We start from the raw sequence: 16,936 nt of genomic DNA, 5'->3' as shown, positions 1-16,936 counted from the left end.
GCGGCTAAAACACGATCTTTCTGCCAATGTTGTCTATACTGAAGGTGCAATAGTATTGATAATTATCAAGTCTTTACATGAATACCATGCTGCCGCCGCGCCTACAATAAGGGGCGTTGCACGCGCTGAGTCACCGCCAAAGGACCTGCCATGTATAAGAAAATTCTGATCGCCACGGACGGCTCCACCGTCTCCAACCTGACAGCCTGTGCCGGCGTTGCCTTTGCCGAACAGATGCACGCCGATATCCTTGCCGTGTACGTGGCGCCCGAGTACCAGTACCCGGTCTACATCGAAATCATTCCACCCAGCTATCCCAGCGAAGAAGAGTACCGCATCGCCATGCGCAGGGCGGGCGCCGACCACTGGCAGCCGATCCTCGACGCGGCCGCCAAGCGGGGCCTGGAAGCGACGGGCCTGACGGCCTTTTCCGACAGTCCGGCCCTGAAAATCGTGGAAGTGGCGCAATTGCAGCACTGCGACCTGATCTTCATGGGCTCGCATGGCCGCAGCGGCTGGGGGCAATTGCTGCTGGGCAGCGTGACCAACAAAGTACTGTCGCACTCGAAATTGCCGGTGCTCGTGCATAGGCTGATCAAAGAACCCCCATCAAAATAAGAGGTCACATGGCCACGCAGGCCGCCGCGTCCCGCATCGCGGGTAAAAAGGCAACACCGCGGCCTTTTCAGTTAAAATGACAACGTTTCTCGTTTCTTAACACCTGGCCGCCACGAAACGGCCAGGACCAATTACACGCCTCCAGATTGCGCGCCTATGATACGTATTGTGATTGCCGACGACCACACCATCATGCGGGAAGGATTGAAGCGCATCCTTGACGGCGCGCCGGACATCGACATCGTGGGCGAAGCCATCGATGGCTTTGAGGTACTCAACCACGTGCGCCAGGGCGGCTTCGACCTGTTGCTGCTCGACCTGTCGATGCCGGGCCGCAGCGGCGTCGACCTGATCCGGCAAATCCGCAGCGAGGCGCCCAAGCTGGCCATCCTGATCCTCACCATGCACGAGGAAGAGCAATATGCGGTGCGCGCCATCCGCGCCGGCGCGCAAGGCTATCTGACCAAGGAAAGCGCGGGCACCCAGCTGGTGGGCGCCATCCACAAGGTGGCATCGGGCCGTCCCTACATCAGCGCCGAGGTGGCGGAGCAGCTCGTGCTCAACATCATGATGCCGAATGAAAGCTTGCTGCACAAACAGCTGTCGGACCGCGAGTTCGAAGTCTTTTCCCTGCTGGTGGCAGGCAAGTCGATCACGGAAATCGCCAACAATCTGCACCTGAGCGTGAAAACCGTGAGTACGCACAAGACGCGCATCATGCAAAAGATGGGCATGAGTTCGCTGTCGGAAATGGTGCAGTACGCCGTGGCACACCGCCTGCTATCCCCCTTCAAGACCTGAGCTGCCTGCGCGCGCCAGCCGTAGGAACAATCCTACATCAACTGCCACAGCTCCTACTGCCATATTCAGCCACTGCTGATATTAATTGCATACGGTTGTTGGCATACTGAAACCAGTAATCAAGTTGCTGGGAAGTTATTTCATCACACAACAAGTCTTCAGCGAATTGAGCTTTACCTGCCTGGACGCGCGCCGCCGGCCCTTGCCCGCCCGCCGCCCTGCGCACCCCGTCATTCAACTCTGAACTACCTGTCACCAGGAGATGAACATGCTGTCCACGCAAACGCCTGAAACCCGCGCTGCCACTCCATCGCTGCCCCCCTCCTCTCCGATGGAAGCGGGGCGCCAGCGCCAAGGGCGGCTATGGTCGAACCTGAAGGAGGTGTGCGACCTGCTGCATATTTCCAGCGCCTGCACCATCGCCGCCGATGAACTGCTGTTCCAGCACGTGCAATTCAAGACGGGCCAGCGCGTGCACACCATCGGCCAGCCCTTCGACACTCTGTACATCGTCAATTCGGGCTTCCTGAAAACCGTGCTCATCGACGAATTCGGCAATGAGCAGGTACTCAGCTTTCCCATGAAGGGCGACATGCTGGGCGTCGACGGCATCCACTCGCGCCATTACTCCTCGGAAGCGGTGGCCCTGTCCGACTGCGACCTGATCCTGCTGCCGTTCAAGAAGCTGACGGCGCTGGGCAGAGTCCACCTGGAACTGGAAAACGTCATGTACGGCGTGATGAGCCGCGAACTGGTGCGCGAGCAAGCCATGATCGGCATGCTGGGCGCCCTCAGCGCCGAAGCCCGCGTGGCGCGCTTCCTCGTTTCGCTGGCCGACCGCTTCGCACAGATGGGCTACTCGAGCAAGCTGTTCAACCTGCGCATGACGCGCCATGAAATCGGCAGCTACCTGGGCCTGACCCTGGAAACGGTCAGCCGCACCCTGTCCGCCTTCAATGAAATCGGCCTGATCTCGGTCGACCAGCGCACCATCGGCATCAAGGACCCGGATGCCCTGAAAACCCTGCGCCGCCTGCCGCCCTCGCGCTCGCGCGCCAAGCAACTGGCCGCCGCCAAGCTCAAAGCCGACACCACGGCGGCCGCCACCGCCTCGGCGCAATTGCTGGCCACGATTTAACGCCACCCGATTCACGCCTCCCGATTCCTTCAAGCTTGGCACAGGCTTGACCCGGCCAAGGCACACCGCCTTGCCGGGTCTTTTTTGCTGTCCGCCCCGTCTCCCGCCCGCTGGCGCCACCGCGCGCCACGCACACGCCACTCCCCTCCCGGCAGTCAAAAAAAAGCCTGCATCAGGCATAAATAAGCCTTGCTTTTCGGGCCACATTCAACAATAATGCAAATACGAATCATTCTCAACTGAGATAAAGAAAGCCCAACATGCAAAGCTCAAAACCAGCCTTGATCCAGGATGCCGCTACTGCCCACGTCCGTCCTCCCGTCAGCATGGCCCAGCCGGCGCGCCGCATCACCAGCGAAGCACTGCTGCAGCAGGGTCGCGAAGTGGAAATTGAGCACAGCGGCAAGATCTATCGCCTGCGCGTCACCCAATTGAACAAGCTGATCCTGACTGCCTGAAGCAGCACGGCAGCCAGTCACCACACTCGCCAGCCAGTCGCGCCCCGTGCGCGCAGCCAGCCAAACCACCCGCACAGGAGTGTTTGATGGCGAACGACCGACCTTCCCCGATGTTTCCTTCCCCGCAAGGCCAGCAGCCTGAATTGCTGCTGTCGGCCGTGCTGCACCTGATGTCGCACTACCATGCGGGCAGTCCCTGCGAGAAACTGGCCGGTGTCATCGAACGCCATCTGCAAGTGCTGTCCAGCTCACCCGGCCTCGGTCCCGTGCTGCAAGCGACCTGCCAGCAACTGTCGCAGCAATGGGCCGCCCTGGTGGCGCTGCACCGGCCTGCGCCGCCAAAGCCCACCTTGCTCGATCGCCTGGTACGCCTGCTGAGCGCCAGGCGCCCTGCCTCGCCCCTGCCGCAATAATTTCTATTTAACACCTCCCACCGCCCAACAGGATATCGCCATGTGTGACAAAGACCAGTCCCTGCCCGTCATCAGCAATTGTTCCAGCGGCGAGGCCGAAACGGCCGCGCTCGCTTCGCGCCGCCGCCGGCTGTGGGAACTGTCGCACACCTGCCATTGCCCGCTGGTCGGCGTGGGTTTGCCATTGGGATACCTGCGCAAGCTGGTGGGCAAGATGACGGGCGGACGCGTGCTGGCCGACGACTACGAAGTGCACGTAGGCGCCGTGACGGAATGCGGGGTGCGCAACCGCCTGTCCGAAGCGCTGCAAAAGGAACTCGAACGCCGCTACGCTCCCGTCATCCTGCGCTTTCGCGGCGCCAAGACCACGGAGCAGGTAGCGCAACTGTGGCGCACGGCCGTCGCCAACGGCGACGTGTCGGGCGCTTTCTGGGCCGGCCTCACGCACCCGCGCTGCGACGCCGAGCTGGAAGAACAGATGTGCCGCGACTTGCACATGATCCAGCACCAGGCCGGTGCCTGCGTGCGCGCCGACATGGGCAAATTTACGGCCTTGCAGGAAGAAAATGCGCGCCTGACGCACGAACTGGCCAAGCTGCAACAGCGTAGCCAGGCCATGCTGACGGAAAAAACGGGCGAACTGGAACGCCAGGAAGCCGTGCTGCTGCGCACGCGTGCCGAATCGATCGGCAAGGACAGCGTCATCGATGGCTTGCGCCTTGAGCTGGCGCAATTGCAGGCCGCCATCCCGGCGCTGGAATCGCGCACGCGCCTGGTCGAACGCCTGGCGCAAATGGATGAGCGCGAGAAAGAATTGCGCCAGCAAATCGCGGAATTAAAGCAGGCCCAGCCACGCTCGGTAGCCGCCGTGCCGCCACCGGCACCGAAGCTGGAAGTGCCGACGGGCGGCAAGCTGAAAATGCCGATCCGCCTGGTCGATCAAAGCGTCTTGTGCGTGGGCGGGCGCAGCGGCAATGTCGCCACCTACCGCGCCCTGATCGAGCGGGTCGGCGCGCAGTTCGCCCACCACGACGGCGGCCTGGAAGACAACGCCAACCTGCTCGATTCGAGCCTGGCGGCGGCCGACCTGGTGATTTGCCAGACGGGCTGCATCAGCCACAGCGCCTACTGGCGCGTGAAGGATTATTGCAAGCGCACGGGCAAGCGCTGCGTCTTCATCGACAACCCCAGCATTTCCAGCCTGGCGCGCGGCTTGCAGGAAGTGAGCGGCGAGATGGAAGCGACGCCGCTGGCCGCGCTCCAGCCATAAGCAGCCGCTTCTGTATTAATACACGTCGCGCCGGTAGCGCCCCTCGGCCGCCAGCACATCGAGCGCGGGCCGGCCCAGCATCTCCTGCAGGGCCTGGTCGACACCGCCCGCCATGCCGGCCAGGCTGCCGCAAATATAGATGGCGGCGCCCTGCTGCAGCCACAATGTGATTTCATCGGCATTGCCGCGCAGGCGGTCCTGCACGTACATCCGCTCCGCCTGGTCGCGCGAAAACGCCAGGTCCAGGCGCGGCAAGTCGCCACTGGCGTGCCAGCCTTCAATTTCTTCGCGATAATGGAAATCGTGGGCCGCGTTGCGCTCGCCAAAGATCAGCCAGTTGCGCCGCTGCCCTGCCAGCACGCGGCTTTTCAAATGCCCGCGCAAACCGGCGATACCGCTGCCGTTGCCAATCAAAATCAACGGCCGCTGGGCATTGTCCTCCAGGCGAAAACGTTTATGCTGGCGCAGGCGCAGCTGCACCACCTCGCCCACGGCCGCCTGCGCCGTCAGCCAGCCCGAGGCCAGGCCCAGGCTGCCGTCGGGATGCGCATGCTGGCGCACCAGCAAATGCACACCGCCATCGTGCGGAATCGAGGCGATCGAATATTCGCGCGGCCGCGATGGGTCGGCGGGCGCGGTCACCTGCACCAGGTCGCCCGACTGCCAATCCGGCAAGCCGCCTTCCACGGGCACCAGTTCCACGTGATAGATGGCGCCGCCCGCGCTGCCCGGGTTGAGCAAACGCCGCTGCATCAATTTCCAGTCGCCGAACGCGGGGGCGCTCCAGTCGGGCGCGTCGCTGGTGCCGGCCAGGTGGCTCAGGTGCTGGAACCATTGTTCGATGGCGGCGCTGGCGCTGCGGTCGACCTCGATGCGCTCGAACAGGCGCGAGGCGCCCTGCGCGGCCAGCCAGGCATCGAGCGCGCGGCCGAAGCCACAATAATGGCCATAGCTGCGGTCGCCCAGTGCCAGCACACCATAATGCAATTGCGGCAGCGCCAGTTCGCCCGTCATCAGGCGGCCCATGAAGGCGGCCGCATTGTCGGGCGCGTCGCCTTCGCCATAGGTGCTGACCAGGAACAAGGCCCGTTCCGCTTGTTGCAGATCAAGGGCCGTGAGTTCGGCCAGCGCGCACAGGCGCACGGGGATGCCGGCCAGTTGCAGGCTCTGCGCCGTTTGCGTGGCCAGTTCCTCGGCATTGCCTGTCTGGCTCGCATACGCCACCAGCCAGGCGGGACTGTTGGCCAGCGCCGCCCTGGCGGCATCGGACGCGCGGCGCTTGGCGCGCGCGCGCAGCCAGGGCGCCAGGCATACGCCCGCGTAGCTGAGGGACAGCGCGGCCAGCAAGGCCAGCCGTGTCGTATCGTGCGTAAAAATCATGGGGAATAAATGTTCATTCGTCGAGCATGGCCAGCATGTGGCTGCTCAGCGTTTCGTGAAAGCCAGCGCCGTCGCGTTGCAGGAAGCGCGCGGCCAGGCCCTGCTCTTCGGCCAGCGCCATGCCGGCCTCGACGCCCAGCACCGTCAGGGCCGTCGACCAGGCGTCGGCCGCCATGCATTGCTCATGCACGACGGTGACGGAAGCGAGTTGATTGGCGATCGGCATGCCGCTGCGCGGATCGATCGTATGGGAAAAACGCACCGTGCCATCCTGGAAGAACCGCCGGTAGTCGCCCGAGGTGGCCACGGAGAGGCCGTGCAGCGCCAGCAGCATTTCCGCGGGATGCCGGGCATTCTCGGCACTATCGGCGGCGCCTTCGACCTGTTCCAGCATGACCCACCACGGCTGGCCGTCGGGCTTGCTGCCGGCGCCGCGCAGCTCGCCGCCCACTTCGACCAGGTAGTGATGGATGCCCTGGCTGTCCAGGTAGCGAGCCAGGCGGTCCACGCCATAGCCCTTCGCCACGGCCGACAAATCGAGCTGCAAGCCACCGGGCTGGCGCGCGCGGCGGGCCGGCAAGTCCAGCTCCAGGCGGCGGCGCTGGCGCTGCGACAGCAGCAGCGCCACGGTATCGTCTTTCGGCGGCAGGAAGCCCGGTTCATCGTAGCGATTGCGGGGGCCGAAGCCCCACAGGTTGACGAGGATGCCCGCGCACGGGTCGTACGCGCCACCGGACGCTTGCGACACGTGCATGGCAAAGCCCAGCACCTCGCAAAACGCGGCGGGCAGGCTGTGCCAGCTGCCCGGCTCGGCTCGGTTGAAGCGGCCCAGGTCGGACTCATCGCTCCAGTGGCTCATTTGCGCCACGACCAGGTCCAGCTGCTGCTGCAAGCCTTGCTGCAGGTCGGCGCTGCCGGCGCGTCCCGGCATGGCGGATTCGACCAGGCGCACCGACCAGCTGGTGCCCATGGTCAGGCCGCGCAAGTCCCGGATCGCGGCGCCGGGCGGCGCGACCTGATCGGAAATATGCTGCGGCAGCAGGACCCGGCGCATCGGCGAGCTCGTGAAGAGGCCGCCGCTTACTGCGGCAGCACTTCCACAGTGGCCGCGTACGTCATGCGGCGCTCGGGCATGGCTGGCGGTTGGCCGGCCACGGCCGGTACGGCCGCTGGCCAGGTGCTGCTCAGGTAATACATGCCGGCCGCCGGCACCGTGAACGTGATCTCGCCCTTGGCATCGGTGCTCTGGCGGATTTCGCCGAGCACGCCACGGTAGCGCACGCCACCTGGCACCAGGCTGAAGGCCTGGTTGGCCGCCGGTTTACCGTCGACCAGGAAGCGCCACGTGGCTTTTTCGCCCGCGCGCAAGTCGTTCGGATGCGTCACCGGCACGAATTCCAGGCCCACGCCCGTCGGCTTGAACACTTCCGTGCTGGTTTCGCCATTGCTGAAGAAGGTTTCCAGGCGGCTGGCCGTGCGCGTGATTTTCACGTCTTGCGCATCGGCCGGCATGTCTTTCTTGAAGGTTTCCTCATTGCCGCGGAAACGCTTCTGCTCGCCATTTTGCTTGTAGCTGGCCATCACGTTTTGCGACACGATGGCCGCCTTGTACGTGCCCGGCTTTTCCATTTTCACATCGAAGACGCTGCGCAAGCGGCCCGTCACCGTGTTTGCCGGCGCCACTTTCGCGCCATCGGGACCGATGACTTGCAGCGCGTCCAGGCGCAGCGGCTGGTGGTCGATGTCGAACAGGCCATCGGAGACGGCCGCGTCCACCGTCACCCAGGCGTCCTTGCTTTCCACCATCGTGCTCGATGGCACCATCCAGCCCCGGTGGGCGTGGGCGTTCATGGTCAGGCCGGCCAGGGCCAGGGCGAGCAGCGGTTTATTGAATTGCTTGAACATGATGTGCGCCTTATGGTTTGAGTTGGACGACGACATTGCCGAGTTCTTCCTTGCCTTTGGCAGGCACGGACTGGGCCGATTTCAGCGGCCACTGGAACGGCACGCGCACCAGCTCGCGTCCACCCGCTTCGCGCGCCGCTTCCACCACCACCTGGTATTCGCCGGCCGGCAGCTTGTCGAGCAAGGCCTTGGCGCCGGGGAAAGTCAGGGTATGTTCGCCCGGCGCACGCGTGGCGCCGCTGACGCCATCGACGGGCATGGCCAGGTCGCGGCCGCTCTTGCGCCACCATTGACGCATGTCCTTCAGCCATTTCTCGCCGGCCTTGTCCTTCTTTTTCACGTCATACAGCACCGTCAGGTTGCCGACCACCTTTTGATCGGCCGTTTCCAGCCACGCCGCCACGTAGGGACGGTGGTATTCCGCCACGTTCAGTTGCGGGATTTCAAGCTTGAGGGCCAGGTCGGCCGCCATCGCCGACGTACCGATCAGGGGAAGGCCAAGCGCCAGGGAGTAGCGTAATTTCATGGTGTGCCTGTAAAAAGGAAAAATAAAAACGATCAGTGAATAAACAGCAAGGCGATCGCGCAAGGTATCAAGATACCGAGGCCAACCATCGGCCAGGTAAATGGCCGGTTGGCCGCGTGGAACTTCAAAATCAATAGCCCCGTCAGGCAAAACACGATACAGGCGCCGGCAAAAATGTCGATGAACCAGCTCCAGGCCACGCCCGTGTTGCGGCCCTTGTGCACATCGTTGAGCCAGGATACCCAGCCCCGGTCCGTCAACTCGTATTCGGCGGCGCCGTCTTCCAGGCCGATGCGCACCCAGGCGTCACCGCCCGCCTTGGGCAGCGGCAGGTAGACTTCGTCGACGCTCCATTCAGCGGGACGGCCGCCCGCGTTGAGCGACCATTGCTGCTTGAGCCAGGTCTCGGCGGCGGCCGGCATGGGCGCATTGGCGCCATCGTGACTGGCGGCATACGCGGCCAGTTCCGTGACGAGGGGTGCCGGCAACTGCGCCTTTTGGCGCGTGATCGCCGGCTTGGCCTCGATCTGGCCAGCGTGGTTCAGGGTGATGCCGGTAATGGCAAACAGAAACATGCCCAGCAGGCAAAGTGCTGAGCTGATCCAGTGCCATTGATGCAAGTTCTTCAGCCAGACGGCGCGGCTGGCGTTGTTCTTGGCCTTGTCTGCGGCGCCCGCATTACCCATGGCTCGCTCCCGGCAAGGAGCGGGCCAGGTGGCGCGACAAGTCAGTGTGCTTCATTCCCATCCTTCAATCAAAGTGCATGCTGATATTTTCAAACAAATGATAATGATTATCATTTATTAAGTCAATACATGGGCACCTCGCCGGGTCAGCGTTTTGTAACAGCTTTGAAACAAAGCTCCGCGGCTACGTAAGCTGCCGTACAGAGCAGCATGCAGCAAGCGCCTATGCTTGTTGTTCAGGACAACCAACAAGGGAGCACCCATGCAAGCGTATTCCAGTGAACAACTGGCCAGCATCGCGGCCAGGATCAAGGACGTAAAATTCGGCATGCTGACCACCAGCGACGACATGCGCACGCTGACCAGCCGGCCCCTGACGCAGCAGCAGGTCGACAACGAAGGGCAGATCTGGTTCTTTGTCTCGGACGAGGCCAGCTACACGCGCGATTTGCTGAACAACCCGCAGGTCAACGTCAGCTTTGTCGACACGGGCGACAGCCTGTATGTGTCCGTCTGCGGCCACGCGCAGTTGCTGAAGGACCGCGCCAAGGCGGAGGAATTGTGGAACCCGCTGGTAAAAGCCTGGTTCCCGGGCGGACTCGACGATCCGAAACTGTCGCTGATCAAGGTGACGATCCAGTCGGCCGAGTATTGGGACAGCAGCGCCAGCAAGATGATGCAATTTTATGAGATGGCCAAGGCCTCCATCACGGGCGAGCCACCGAAGGACCTGGGTGAACATGGCCGGGTCGACCTGTAGAGGGTCTTCCTGATTTACCCGCCTTACCCGCACGCATGCAGGAATGGCCAGCCGACGTGCGCGAACACGCCTGACGGCTGACCCTGCGGGGATGATCAGACAGCCAGGAAGGGCCGCTCAGACCCCCGTACTGCCCGTGGTATCGGGTGCATCGTCGGCACTCTGTCGGTTCAGGCCGGCGGAACCGGACTGATGATGTGGCAAGCGGTCGGCGCGCCGCACTTCGCCGATGGAAAACAGATCGTCGCCGATATCGAGCCCCTGCTCGCTATCGACCAGCACAAAGTTCTCGGCCGACTCGGCCGTGCTTTGCTTGTTGCCCAGCGTGGACGGCATGGACGGCGTGCCGCCCTGGCTGTTGCCGGGCTGCGGCGTAGTGGAATTACCCATCATCTTCCCCCTGATCGTGAGTGCGAGTGGATTGCAGCTTGACTGCGGCCTGGCCGTCGCCGACGCCGCTACTTCATCATAGTGCATGCCTGCTGCATTGCATCAAAATTTTGCGACTGGCCAGCGGCAATGCGCGATTCCCGCCGGCCAGATTGCCTTGCTACGGCTTGCGCTTACTTGTTGCGCGAACCGGACGAGCCCGCCCCTGAACCTGAACCTGAGCCGCCGCTTTGCTTGTTGCCACTGTCGCGGTTGCCCTCCTGGTTCATGCTGGCATTGTCACGCGAGCCGCTGGAACTGGCGGCACTTTGCCGGCTGGCATCGTTCTTGTGGCTTTGGCTGCCTGCGCGCCGCGCTTCTTCCGACGTGAATTCATGGGCTGTGCCCTTTTCATGCGCGGCACGTCCGCCTTCGCTGGCGATTTCGCGCTGCTGGGCGGGGTCCATGGAAGCGAAGCCACGCTTGCTGGTATCGCTTTGCTTGCTGCCGCTGCCGCTGCTGCCGCTGCCGCTACTGGTTTTACTACCTTGCTGTTTATTGTCGCTCGATGTGGCCATGATGATCTCCTTGATCGATGGAATCCGAAACAGTGCAAACCATGCAATTCTTCCCCCTCGCATGGCAAGGGAACCCTCATCTTAGTGCGCACATGGGGCACAAGAAATAGGAGGATGGCAAGAGCGCATGTAGGATGAGTCCCGCCCACGGTGGCGCAGTTACTTTCAGTTTTCCACCAAAAGTATCTAATACTCAGCTGTGTGCGGGCAGCGGAAAGATCGCCGCGTCGGCCGTCACGTAGACGCGTTCGCCAACTGCGGGCCGCAGCGCATGGCCGCCCGTGAAGGCGCCAAACGCGGGCAGGATGGCGCGTTCGCGGCCCAGCAGGAAACATGGCAGGCGCAGGCCTCCCCGGTCTGCGCGCAAGTGAAACACGGGATGCACGTGGCCGGCCAGCACATAACCGGGCGCCACGGTGTCCGGGTGATGGCAGAACGACAGATTACCCACCTGGTGCGGTTCATCGACCATGCGGATGTCCAGCGCGGCGGCCGGATCGCCCGCGTGCGCATCGTGGTTGCCGCGCACCACCGTCAGGCGTACGTCCCGATGGCGCGCGCGCCAGGCCAGCATGGCCGCCACGGTGGCGGCCGCATGGGCGGCGCGCGCATGCAGAAAATCGCCGAGAAAGACGATTTCCTCGCAGGCATAACTGGCCAGCAAGGCGTCGAGCGCCAGCAGGTTTTGCGTGGTGGTGCCGCGCGGCACGGGCACACCCAGCGCGCGAAACGCGGCCGCCTTGCCGAAATGGATGTCGGCAATGATCAGCATCCGGCGCGCCGGCCAGTACACGGCCTTGTGCGCCAACAGCCAAACGCTCTCGCCAGCCAGTTCCACCGCGCAGTGCGCTGGGCGCAGGCCGCTCATGCGGCCGCCTTTTCCAGCGCGTTCACCAGGCGCGCCACCCGGTCCGACAGTTTTTCCGTCGTCAGCTGTTCGCGGAAACGCTCGACCATCAGGCCGAAGGCAAATGGCGAGGCGCGCTCCAACGCTTGCAGGGAAATCTGCCGCCCATGCAGCTCGCGCAAGGTGGCGCGCAAACGCGTCAGTTCCAGTTCCTGCTCCAGCACTTCGCGCTGCGCCTGCGTGAGCAGCAAATTGGCCGCGTCGTGCTTGCGGAACACTTCAAAGAACAGCGAGGACGAGGCCTGCAACTGGCGCGCGCTTTTCGGCTGGCCCGGATAGCCCTGAAACACGAGGCCGGCGATGCGGGCGATTTCACGGAAGCGCCGCTGCGACAACTCCGTCGCGTTCAGGCTGGCCAGCACGTCTTCGAGCAGGTGGTCCGTGCTGAACAAAGGAAGATCGGCGCCGCTGGCGGCCGTCAGCAGCGGCGCAAAATCAATGTCGTCCGCACCCAGCAATTCAAAGCCGTAATCGTTGACGGCGATGGACAAGGTGGCCGGCTGCACGCGCGCGATGCGGTAGGCCAGCAGGGACGCCAGGCCCAGGTGCACGGAGCGGCCCGCGAACGGATACACGAACAGGTGATGGCCTTCACGGCTGGACAAGGTTTCCACCAGCAAGTCGGTGCGCGTGGGCAGGCTGGACCATTTCCGCTGGATGGCCAGCAGCGGCGCCAGCGCGCGCATTTCCGGCCCGCTGGCCTTGCCCTGCTGCGCCAGCTGCAACTGGTCCAGCACGGCGTGCGCCAGTTCCGACGACAGCGGCATCTTGCCGCCCTGCCAGCGCGGCACGGCGCCGCGACTGCCCGTAGCGCGCCGCACGTAGGCCGTCATCTCGTGCACGCGCACGAATTCCAGGATGCGCCCACCAAACAGAAAATGGTCGCCCTGCTTCAGGCGCGCGATGAACGATTCCTCGATGCTGCCGATCCGTCCGCCGCCAAGGAACCTGACCTGGATCGCCGCTTCCGAGACGATGGTGCCGATGCTCATGCGGTGGCGCCGCGCCAGCGCCACGTCCGGCACGCGGTAGATGCCAGCATCGTCGGGCAGCACTCTGCGGTATTCCGGATACACGATCAGGCTTTGCCCGCCGCGCGCGACGAAATCGAGCGCCCATTGCCACTCGTCCGGTGTCAGCTGGCGATACGACCAGGCCGCGCGCACTTCCGCGTACAGCGCCGGCGAGTCAAAACCGCCGCCCAGGGCGATCGTCACCAGGTGCTGCACCAGCACGTCGAGCGGCTTGTCCGGCACGGGCCGCGCTTCCAGGTGGCCCTGCGCCAGGGCAGCGCGGGCGGCGGCCGCTTCCAGCAATTCCAGGCTGTTGGTGGGCACCAGGGTGACGCGCGAAATGCGCCCCGGCGCGTGGCCGCTGCGCCCGGCCCGCTGCACCAGGCGCGCGATGCCTTTCGCGCTGCCCACCTGCAGCACCCGTTCGACGGGCAGGAAATCGACGCCCAGGTCCAGGCTGGACGTGCACACGACGGCTTTCAGCTCGCCCGTCTTCAGGTGCTGTTCGACCCACTCGCGCACTTCGCGGTCCAGCGAACCGTGGTGCAGGGCGATCAGTCCCGCCCAGTCGGGGCGCGCATCGAGCAGGTGCTGGTACCACAGCTCGGCCTGCGAACGCGTGTTGGTGAACACCAGGGTGGTGGCGCTGCCCTCGATCTCGGCGATCAGCGGCTGCAGCATCTGGATGCCCAAATGCCCGCCCCAGGGAAAGCGCGTGGGGTTCACGGGAATCAGGCTGTCGACAAGGATGCGTTTTTTAATTTTGCCTTCCACCAGCACGCCATCGCTTTGCTCTCCCAGCAAGACATCCTGCGCCTGCCGCAGATTGCCCAGGGTGGCCGACAGGCCCCACGTCATCAGGTTTTCCTGCCAGCGGCGCAAACGGGCCAGCGCCAGTTGCACCTGCACGCCGCGCTTGCTGCCCATCAATTCGTGCCACTCGTCGACAATCACCGTTTCCAGCAGGCTGAAGCGTTCCTGCGCGTCCGCCTGGCTCAGCATCAAGGACAGGCTTTCCGGCGTCGTGACGAGCACCTCGGGCCACGCTTTCGCCTGCCGCGCCCGCTGCGCGGCGCTGGTATCTCCCGTGCGCGCCTCGATGCGCCAGCCGGGCGCCAGCGTTTCGCCGGACGCCTGCAATGCGCGCACGGTGTCGGCCGCCAGCGCCCGCATGGGCGTGATCCACAGCACCCGCAAGCCCTGCCTTTTACTCTTACGCGCCAGGCGCTCGGCGCGCAGCAAGGCGCCGAACCAGACGGCATACGTCTTGCCGGACCCCGTACTCGCATGCAGCAGGCCCGATTGTCCCTGCGCGCTAGCCCGCCAGACGGCGCGCTGGAAGGGAAAGATCGTCCAGCCGCGCCCCGTGAACCACGCATCGATGCGCTGCGCCAGCGCGCTCTTGCTCATGTGTTGTGCGCCAGCATGGCTTGCAGGGTGGCCAGGGTGTCGGCGTCGGCGACTGTCTTGTCTTCGCGGCGGCGCAGGATGCGGGGAAAGCGCACGGCGATGCCCGCCTTGTGGCGGCTGGACGCGGCGATGCCCTCGAAGCCGATCTCGAACACCATCGTGGGCTTGACGCTGCGCACGGGGCCGAATTTTTCGATCGTCGTCTTGCGGATGGCCGCGTCGACTTGCGCGATCTCCGCATCGCTCAAGCCTGAATACGCCTTGGCGAACGGCACCAGCTTGCGCTCGCCCTCCTGCACTTCATCCCACACGGCAAACGTATAGTCCGTGTACAGCGACGCGCGGCGGCCGTGGCCCGCCTGGGCGTAGATCAGCACGGCATCGATGGCATACGGGGCTATCTTCCATTTCCACCACGTGCCCACGTCTTTTGTGCGGCCCACGCCATACGCGGCCGACACGGCCTTGAGCATCAAGCCTTCCACGCCGCGCGCGCGCGACTCCTCGCGGATGGCGGCCAATGCCTCCCAGCCAACCGCATCAACACGCGGCGACAGCCGTAGTGCCGGAGAATGCATGCCGGCCACGACGCTTTCCAGCAGCGCGCGCCGTTCCAGCTGGGGCAACTGGCGGACGTCCACGCCATCGAGTTCCAGCACGTCGTAGGCCACCAGCACGGCGGGCAGCTGGGCCAGCAACTTGGGCGAGACCGTTTTGCGGCCCATCCGTTGTTGCAAATCGGCAAATGGCGCCGGCACGTCGCCCGGCTGCCAGATGAGGATTTCGCCATCGAGCACGGTGCCTTCGGGCAAGGCCAGTTGCGCCAGTTCGGGAAAGCGCTCCGTGATCAATTCCTCGCCGCGCGACCACAGCCAGTTCACGCCGTCGCGGCGCAGCAGCTGGGCGCGCATGCCGTCGTATTTCCATTCGACCAGCCAGTTGGCGAGCTCGCCCAGCGTCTCCGGCGCCGCCTGCAAGGGGTGCGCCAGGAAAAAGGGGTAAGGCTGGCCGCCGCGCAGCGCATGTTCGCCATCGGACGGCGCGGCGATCAGTTTCAAGAATCCCGTGCCCGTGGGGCTGACCTTGCCATCGGTCCAGCCCATCAGGCGCTGGGCGATCAGCTTGCTGTCGACGGCGGCGATGGAGGCCAGCGCGCGCGTCACCAGCAGTTTCGACACGCCCACGCGAAAGCCGCCGCCGATCAGCTTGATCAGCAGAAAACGTTCGCGCGTTTCCAGCTCGTCCCAGTATTCCAGCAGGGCGGCACGGGTGGTGTCCGGCGCGGCGCCGCGCAACGGTGCGATGCGCTGCTCGACCCATTCGGCCAGGCTGACGTCGCTGCGTTTGGCGGGTGCGGGCAGGATCAGGGCGATGGTTTCGGCCAGGTCGCCCACGGCGTGATAGGCCTCGTCGAACAGCCAGGCATCGAGGCCCGCCCGTTCGGTCGCGTATTCGCGCAGCAATCGGGTGGGTACGGCCTGGCGCGGCTTGCCGCCGGCCAGGAAATACACGGCCCAGGCCGCGTTCTCGGGCGACGCGCCGCGAAAATAGGCTTGCAGCGCCGCCAGCTTGCGGCTGGTGGAGGTCGTCTCGTCGAGTTCCCCGTACAGCCGGGCAAAGTCACGCATGGGTGACTTCCTCCGCTGCCGTGGCGGCACCGGGCGCACCGTCATCGGCCTCGTCGTCGCCGTATTCCGTCTCGAAACCGCCCGCCTGCCAGCCGTTCTGCCGCAGCCAGCGCACCATCACGGGAATCGAGCCATGCGTGACGATGATGCGTTCGGCCTGCGTGGCCTTGATCGCTTGCATCAGGCCGGGCCAGTCGGCGTGGTCGGACAGCACGAAACCCCGGTCCACGCCGCGCCGCCGGCGCGCGCCACGCAGCAGCATCCAGCCGCTGGCGAACGCATCGCTGTAGTCGCCGAAACGCTTCATCCACGGCGAGCCGGCCGCCGACGGGGGCGCGATCACCAGCGCCGTCTTCAGGGCGGCCTTGTCCGTCACCTCGCCCACCATCACGGTGGCGGGCAAGGCCACGCCCGATTCGCGGTAGACCTGCGTCAGGGCCTGCGCCGCGCCATGGCAGATGATGGGACCAATGCTGGCGTCGAGGCCCGCCAGGATGCGCTGCGCCTTGCCGAAGGCATAGCAGAACAGCACGCTGGTGCGTCCGTCGGCCGCATTCCTGCGCCACCACTGGTTGATGTCGTCGTATATTTCCTGCGGCGCCTGCCAGCGGTAGATGGGCAGGCCAAAGGTCGATTCCGTGATGAAGGTATCGCAGCGCACGGGTTCGAACGGTACGCAGGTGGGATCGGGCTGCAGCTTGTAGTCGCCCGACGCCACCCACACTTGACCGCCGTGCCGCATGCGCACCTGCGCAGAACCGAGTACGTGGCCGGCCGGATGCAGCGAGACCTGCACGCCGTGGTGTTCGATGGTCTCGCCATACGCGAGCGCCTGGATGGAAACGGGACCCAGGCGCGCGCGCAGCACCTGCTCGCCGGGAGCGGCGCACAGGTAATGCCGGTGCCCGACGCGCGCATGGTCGGCATGCGCATGCGTGATGATGGCGCGCTCGACGGGGCGCCACGGGTCGATGTAGAACTGACCCGGCACACAGTACAAGCCTTCCTTGCGCACCACGACCATGTCCGCCATGCCCTGCCCCCTACCTTAAAACGCGTTGGAATGGGCTGATTCT

Annotated in this window: 18 protein-coding genes; 7 read left to right on the top strand and 11 right to left on the bottom strand. The window is 64.6% G+C overall.

Translation table 11 applies throughout. The features are described 5' to 3' along the window. Window positions 1-150 precede the first annotated feature (150 nt). The 6 genes from KY494_RS25130 to KY494_RS25105 all read left to right on the top strand — a co-directional run bounded on the left by KY494_RS25130 (window position 151) and on the right by KY494_RS25105 (window position 4,698). Window positions 151-618, top strand: a complete 468-nt coding sequence (locus KY494_RS25130) for a universal stress protein (protein WP_219888605.1) — start codon at window positions 151-153, stop codon at window positions 616-618. 156 nt (window positions 619-774) lie between these two features. Then, window positions 775-1,419: a response regulator transcription factor gene (locus KY494_RS25125; RefSeq protein WP_034750556.1), complete on the top strand. Its 645-nt coding sequence runs from the start codon at window positions 775-777 to the stop codon at window positions 1,417-1,419. Between the two features lie 331 nt (window positions 1,420-1,750). Then, a complete protein-coding gene (locus KY494_RS25120) occupies window positions 1,751-2,557 on the top strand; it encodes a Crp/Fnr family transcriptional regulator (RefSeq protein ID WP_034750901.1) in 807 nt (268 codons plus the stop codon). Between the two features lie 260 nt (window positions 2,558-2,817). After that, window positions 2,818-3,015 carry a hemin uptake protein HemP gene (gene hemP / locus KY494_RS25115; RefSeq protein WP_034750559.1) on the top strand — a complete coding sequence of 66 codons (198 nt, stop codon included), beginning with the start codon at window positions 2,818-2,820 and terminating at the stop codon, window positions 3,013-3,015. An 86-nt stretch (window positions 3,016-3,101) separates the two neighbouring features. After that, complete coding sequence (locus KY494_RS25110) at window positions 3,102-3,428, top strand: hypothetical protein (RefSeq protein ID WP_219888604.1); 327 nt, start codon at window positions 3,102-3,104, stop codon at window positions 3,426-3,428. A 40-nt stretch (window positions 3,429-3,468) separates the two neighbouring features. Beyond that, complete coding sequence (locus KY494_RS25105) at window positions 3,469-4,698, top strand: DUF2325 domain-containing protein (protein WP_219888603.1); 1,230 nt, start codon at window positions 3,469-3,471, stop codon at window positions 4,696-4,698. A gap of 15 nt (window positions 4,699-4,713) precedes the next feature. Here the strand turns inward: KY494_RS25105 and KY494_RS25100 are convergent, their stop codons facing one another. The 5 genes from KY494_RS25100 to KY494_RS25080 are packed head-to-tail and all read right to left on the bottom strand — an operon-like array spanning window position 4,714 to window position 9,195. After that, on the bottom strand, window positions 4,714-6,078 hold the full coding sequence (locus KY494_RS25100) for a sulfite reductase subunit alpha (protein WP_219888602.1): 1,365 nt from the start codon (window positions 6,076-6,078) through the stop codon (window positions 4,714-4,716). Between the two features lie 13 nt (window positions 6,079-6,091). Further along, complete coding sequence (locus KY494_RS25095) at window positions 6,092-7,132, bottom strand: FAD:protein FMN transferase (RefSeq protein WP_219888601.1); 1,041 nt, start codon at window positions 7,130-7,132, stop codon at window positions 6,092-6,094. A 26-nt stretch (window positions 7,133-7,158) separates the two neighbouring features. Next, a complete protein-coding gene (locus tag KY494_RS25090; protein ID WP_219888600.1) occupies window positions 7,159-7,983 on the bottom strand; it encodes a DUF4198 domain-containing protein in 825 nt (274 codons plus the stop codon). A gap of 10 nt (window positions 7,984-7,993) precedes the next feature. Beyond that, window positions 7,994-8,509, bottom strand: a complete 516-nt coding sequence (locus tag KY494_RS25085; RefSeq protein ID WP_099403641.1) for a DUF2271 domain-containing protein — start codon at window positions 8,507-8,509, stop codon at window positions 7,994-7,996. 32 nt (window positions 8,510-8,541) lie between these two features. Further along, window positions 8,542-9,195 carry a PepSY-associated TM helix domain-containing protein gene (locus tag KY494_RS25080; protein ID WP_219133837.1) on the bottom strand — a complete coding sequence of 218 codons (654 nt, stop codon included), beginning with the start codon at window positions 9,193-9,195 and terminating at the stop codon, window positions 8,542-8,544. A 262-nt stretch (window positions 9,196-9,457) separates the two neighbouring features. On the opposite strand from KY494_RS25080, the gene KY494_RS25075 reads away from it, so the two are divergent. Then, window positions 9,458-9,955: a pyridoxamine 5'-phosphate oxidase family protein gene (locus KY494_RS25075; RefSeq protein WP_219888599.1), complete on the top strand. Its 498-nt coding sequence runs from the start codon at window positions 9,458-9,460 to the stop codon at window positions 9,953-9,955. Window positions 9,956-10,072: 117 nt separating this feature from the next. Here the strand turns inward: KY494_RS25075 and KY494_RS25070 are convergent, their stop codons facing one another. The 6 genes from KY494_RS25070 to KY494_RS25045 form a co-directional block, all read right to left on the bottom strand. After that, entirely contained in the window at window positions 10,073-10,348 is a 276-nt protein-coding gene (locus tag KY494_RS25070) for a hypothetical protein (RefSeq protein ID WP_219888598.1), read from the bottom strand. Between the two features lie 170 nt (window positions 10,349-10,518). Then, on the bottom strand, window positions 10,519-10,902 hold the full coding sequence (locus tag KY494_RS25065) for a KGG domain-containing protein (protein ID WP_219888597.1): 384 nt from the start codon (window positions 10,900-10,902) through the stop codon (window positions 10,519-10,521). A gap of 193 nt (window positions 10,903-11,095) precedes the next feature. Continuing rightward, a complete protein-coding gene (gene pdeM, locus KY494_RS25060) occupies window positions 11,096-11,770 on the bottom strand; it encodes a ligase-associated DNA damage response endonuclease PdeM (RefSeq protein ID WP_219888596.1) in 675 nt (224 codons plus the stop codon). Next, a complete protein-coding gene (locus KY494_RS25055; protein WP_219888595.1) occupies window positions 11,767-14,232 on the bottom strand; it encodes a ligase-associated DNA damage response DEXH box helicase in 2,466 nt (821 codons plus the stop codon). Before KY494_RS25055 ends, pdeM begins: the two co-directional genes overlap by 4 nt. Further along, on the bottom strand, window positions 14,229-15,860 hold the full coding sequence (locus KY494_RS25050) for an ATP-dependent DNA ligase (protein ID WP_219888594.1): 1,632 nt from the start codon (window positions 15,858-15,860) through the stop codon (window positions 14,229-14,231). Before KY494_RS25050 ends, KY494_RS25055 begins: the two co-directional genes overlap by 4 nt. Further along, window positions 15,853-16,893, bottom strand: coding sequence for a ligase-associated DNA damage response exonuclease (locus tag KY494_RS25045; RefSeq protein WP_219888593.1), 1,041 nt, complete (start codon window positions 16,891-16,893; stop codon window positions 15,853-15,855). Before KY494_RS25045 ends, KY494_RS25050 begins: the two co-directional genes overlap by 8 nt. Between the last annotated feature and the right edge of the window lie 43 nt (window positions 16,894-16,936).

The organism is Janthinobacterium sp. PAMC25594, assembly GCF_019443505.1.
Lineage (GTDB): Bacteria > Pseudomonadota > Gammaproteobacteria > Burkholderiales > Burkholderiaceae_D > Janthinobacterium.
The sequence above is the reverse complement of the archived record's forward strand: the minus strand, read 5'-3'. Positions and strand labels throughout refer to the sequence as shown.

Excerpts from the sequence above, each read along its gene's own strand:
- KY494_RS25055 (WP_219888595.1), bottom strand. The coding sequence starts at position 14,232 with ATGAGCAAGAGCGCGCTGGCGCAGCGCATCGATGCGTGGTTCACGGGG.
- KY494_RS25120 (WP_034750901.1), top strand. The coding sequence starts at position 1,751 with ATGGAAGCGGGGCGCCAGCGCCAAGGGCGGCTATGGTCGAACCTGAAG.
- KY494_RS25075 (WP_219888599.1), top strand. The coding sequence starts at position 9,458 with ATGCAAGCGTATTCCAGTGAACAACTGGCCAGCATCGCGGCCAGGATC.
- KY494_RS25095 (WP_219888601.1), bottom strand. The coding sequence starts at position 7,132 with ATGCGCCGGGTCCTGCTGCCGCAGCATATTTCCGATCAGGTCGCGCCG.
- KY494_RS25125 (WP_034750556.1), top strand. The coding sequence starts at position 775 with ATGATACGTATTGTGATTGCCGACGACCACACCATCATGCGGGAAGGA.
- KY494_RS25050 (WP_219888594.1), bottom strand. The coding sequence starts at position 15,860 with ATGCGTGACTTTGCCCGGCTGTACGGGGAACTCGACGAGACGACCTCC.
- KY494_RS25105 (WP_219888603.1), top strand. The coding sequence starts at position 3,469 with ATGTGTGACAAAGACCAGTCCCTGCCCGTCATCAGCAATTGTTCCAGC.
- KY494_RS25090 (WP_219888600.1), bottom strand. The coding sequence starts at position 7,983 with ATGTTCAAGCAATTCAATAAACCGCTGCTCGCCCTGGCCCTGGCCGGC.
- KY494_RS25080 (WP_219133837.1), bottom strand. The coding sequence starts at position 9,195 with ATGGGTAATGCGGGCGCCGCAGACAAGGCCAAGAACAACGCCAGCCGC.
- KY494_RS25045 (WP_219888593.1), bottom strand. The coding sequence starts at position 16,893 with ATGGCGGACATGGTCGTGGTGCGCAAGGAAGGCTTGTACTGTGTGCCG.
- hemP (WP_034750559.1), top strand. The coding sequence starts at position 2,818 with ATGCAAAGCTCAAAACCAGCCTTGATCCAGGATGCCGCTACTGCCCAC.
- pdeM (WP_219888596.1), bottom strand. The coding sequence starts at position 11,770 with ATGAGCGGCCTGCGCCCAGCGCACTGCGCGGTGGAACTGGCTGGCGAG.
- KY494_RS25065 (WP_219888597.1), bottom strand. The coding sequence starts at position 10,902 with ATGGCCACATCGAGCGACAATAAACAGCAAGGTAGTAAAACCAGTAGC.
- KY494_RS25110 (WP_219888604.1), top strand. The coding sequence starts at position 3,102 with ATGGCGAACGACCGACCTTCCCCGATGTTTCCTTCCCCGCAAGGCCAG.
- KY494_RS25070 (WP_219888598.1), bottom strand. The coding sequence starts at position 10,348 with ATGATGGGTAATTCCACTACGCCGCAGCCCGGCAACAGCCAGGGCGGC.
- KY494_RS25085 (WP_099403641.1), bottom strand. The coding sequence starts at position 8,509 with ATGAAATTACGCTACTCCCTGGCGCTTGGCCTTCCCCTGATCGGTACG.
- KY494_RS25100 (WP_219888602.1), bottom strand. The coding sequence starts at position 6,078 with ATGATTTTTACGCACGATACGACACGGCTGGCCTTGCTGGCCGCGCTG.
- KY494_RS25130 (WP_219888605.1), top strand. The coding sequence starts at position 151 with ATGTATAAGAAAATTCTGATCGCCACGGACGGCTCCACCGTCTCCAAC.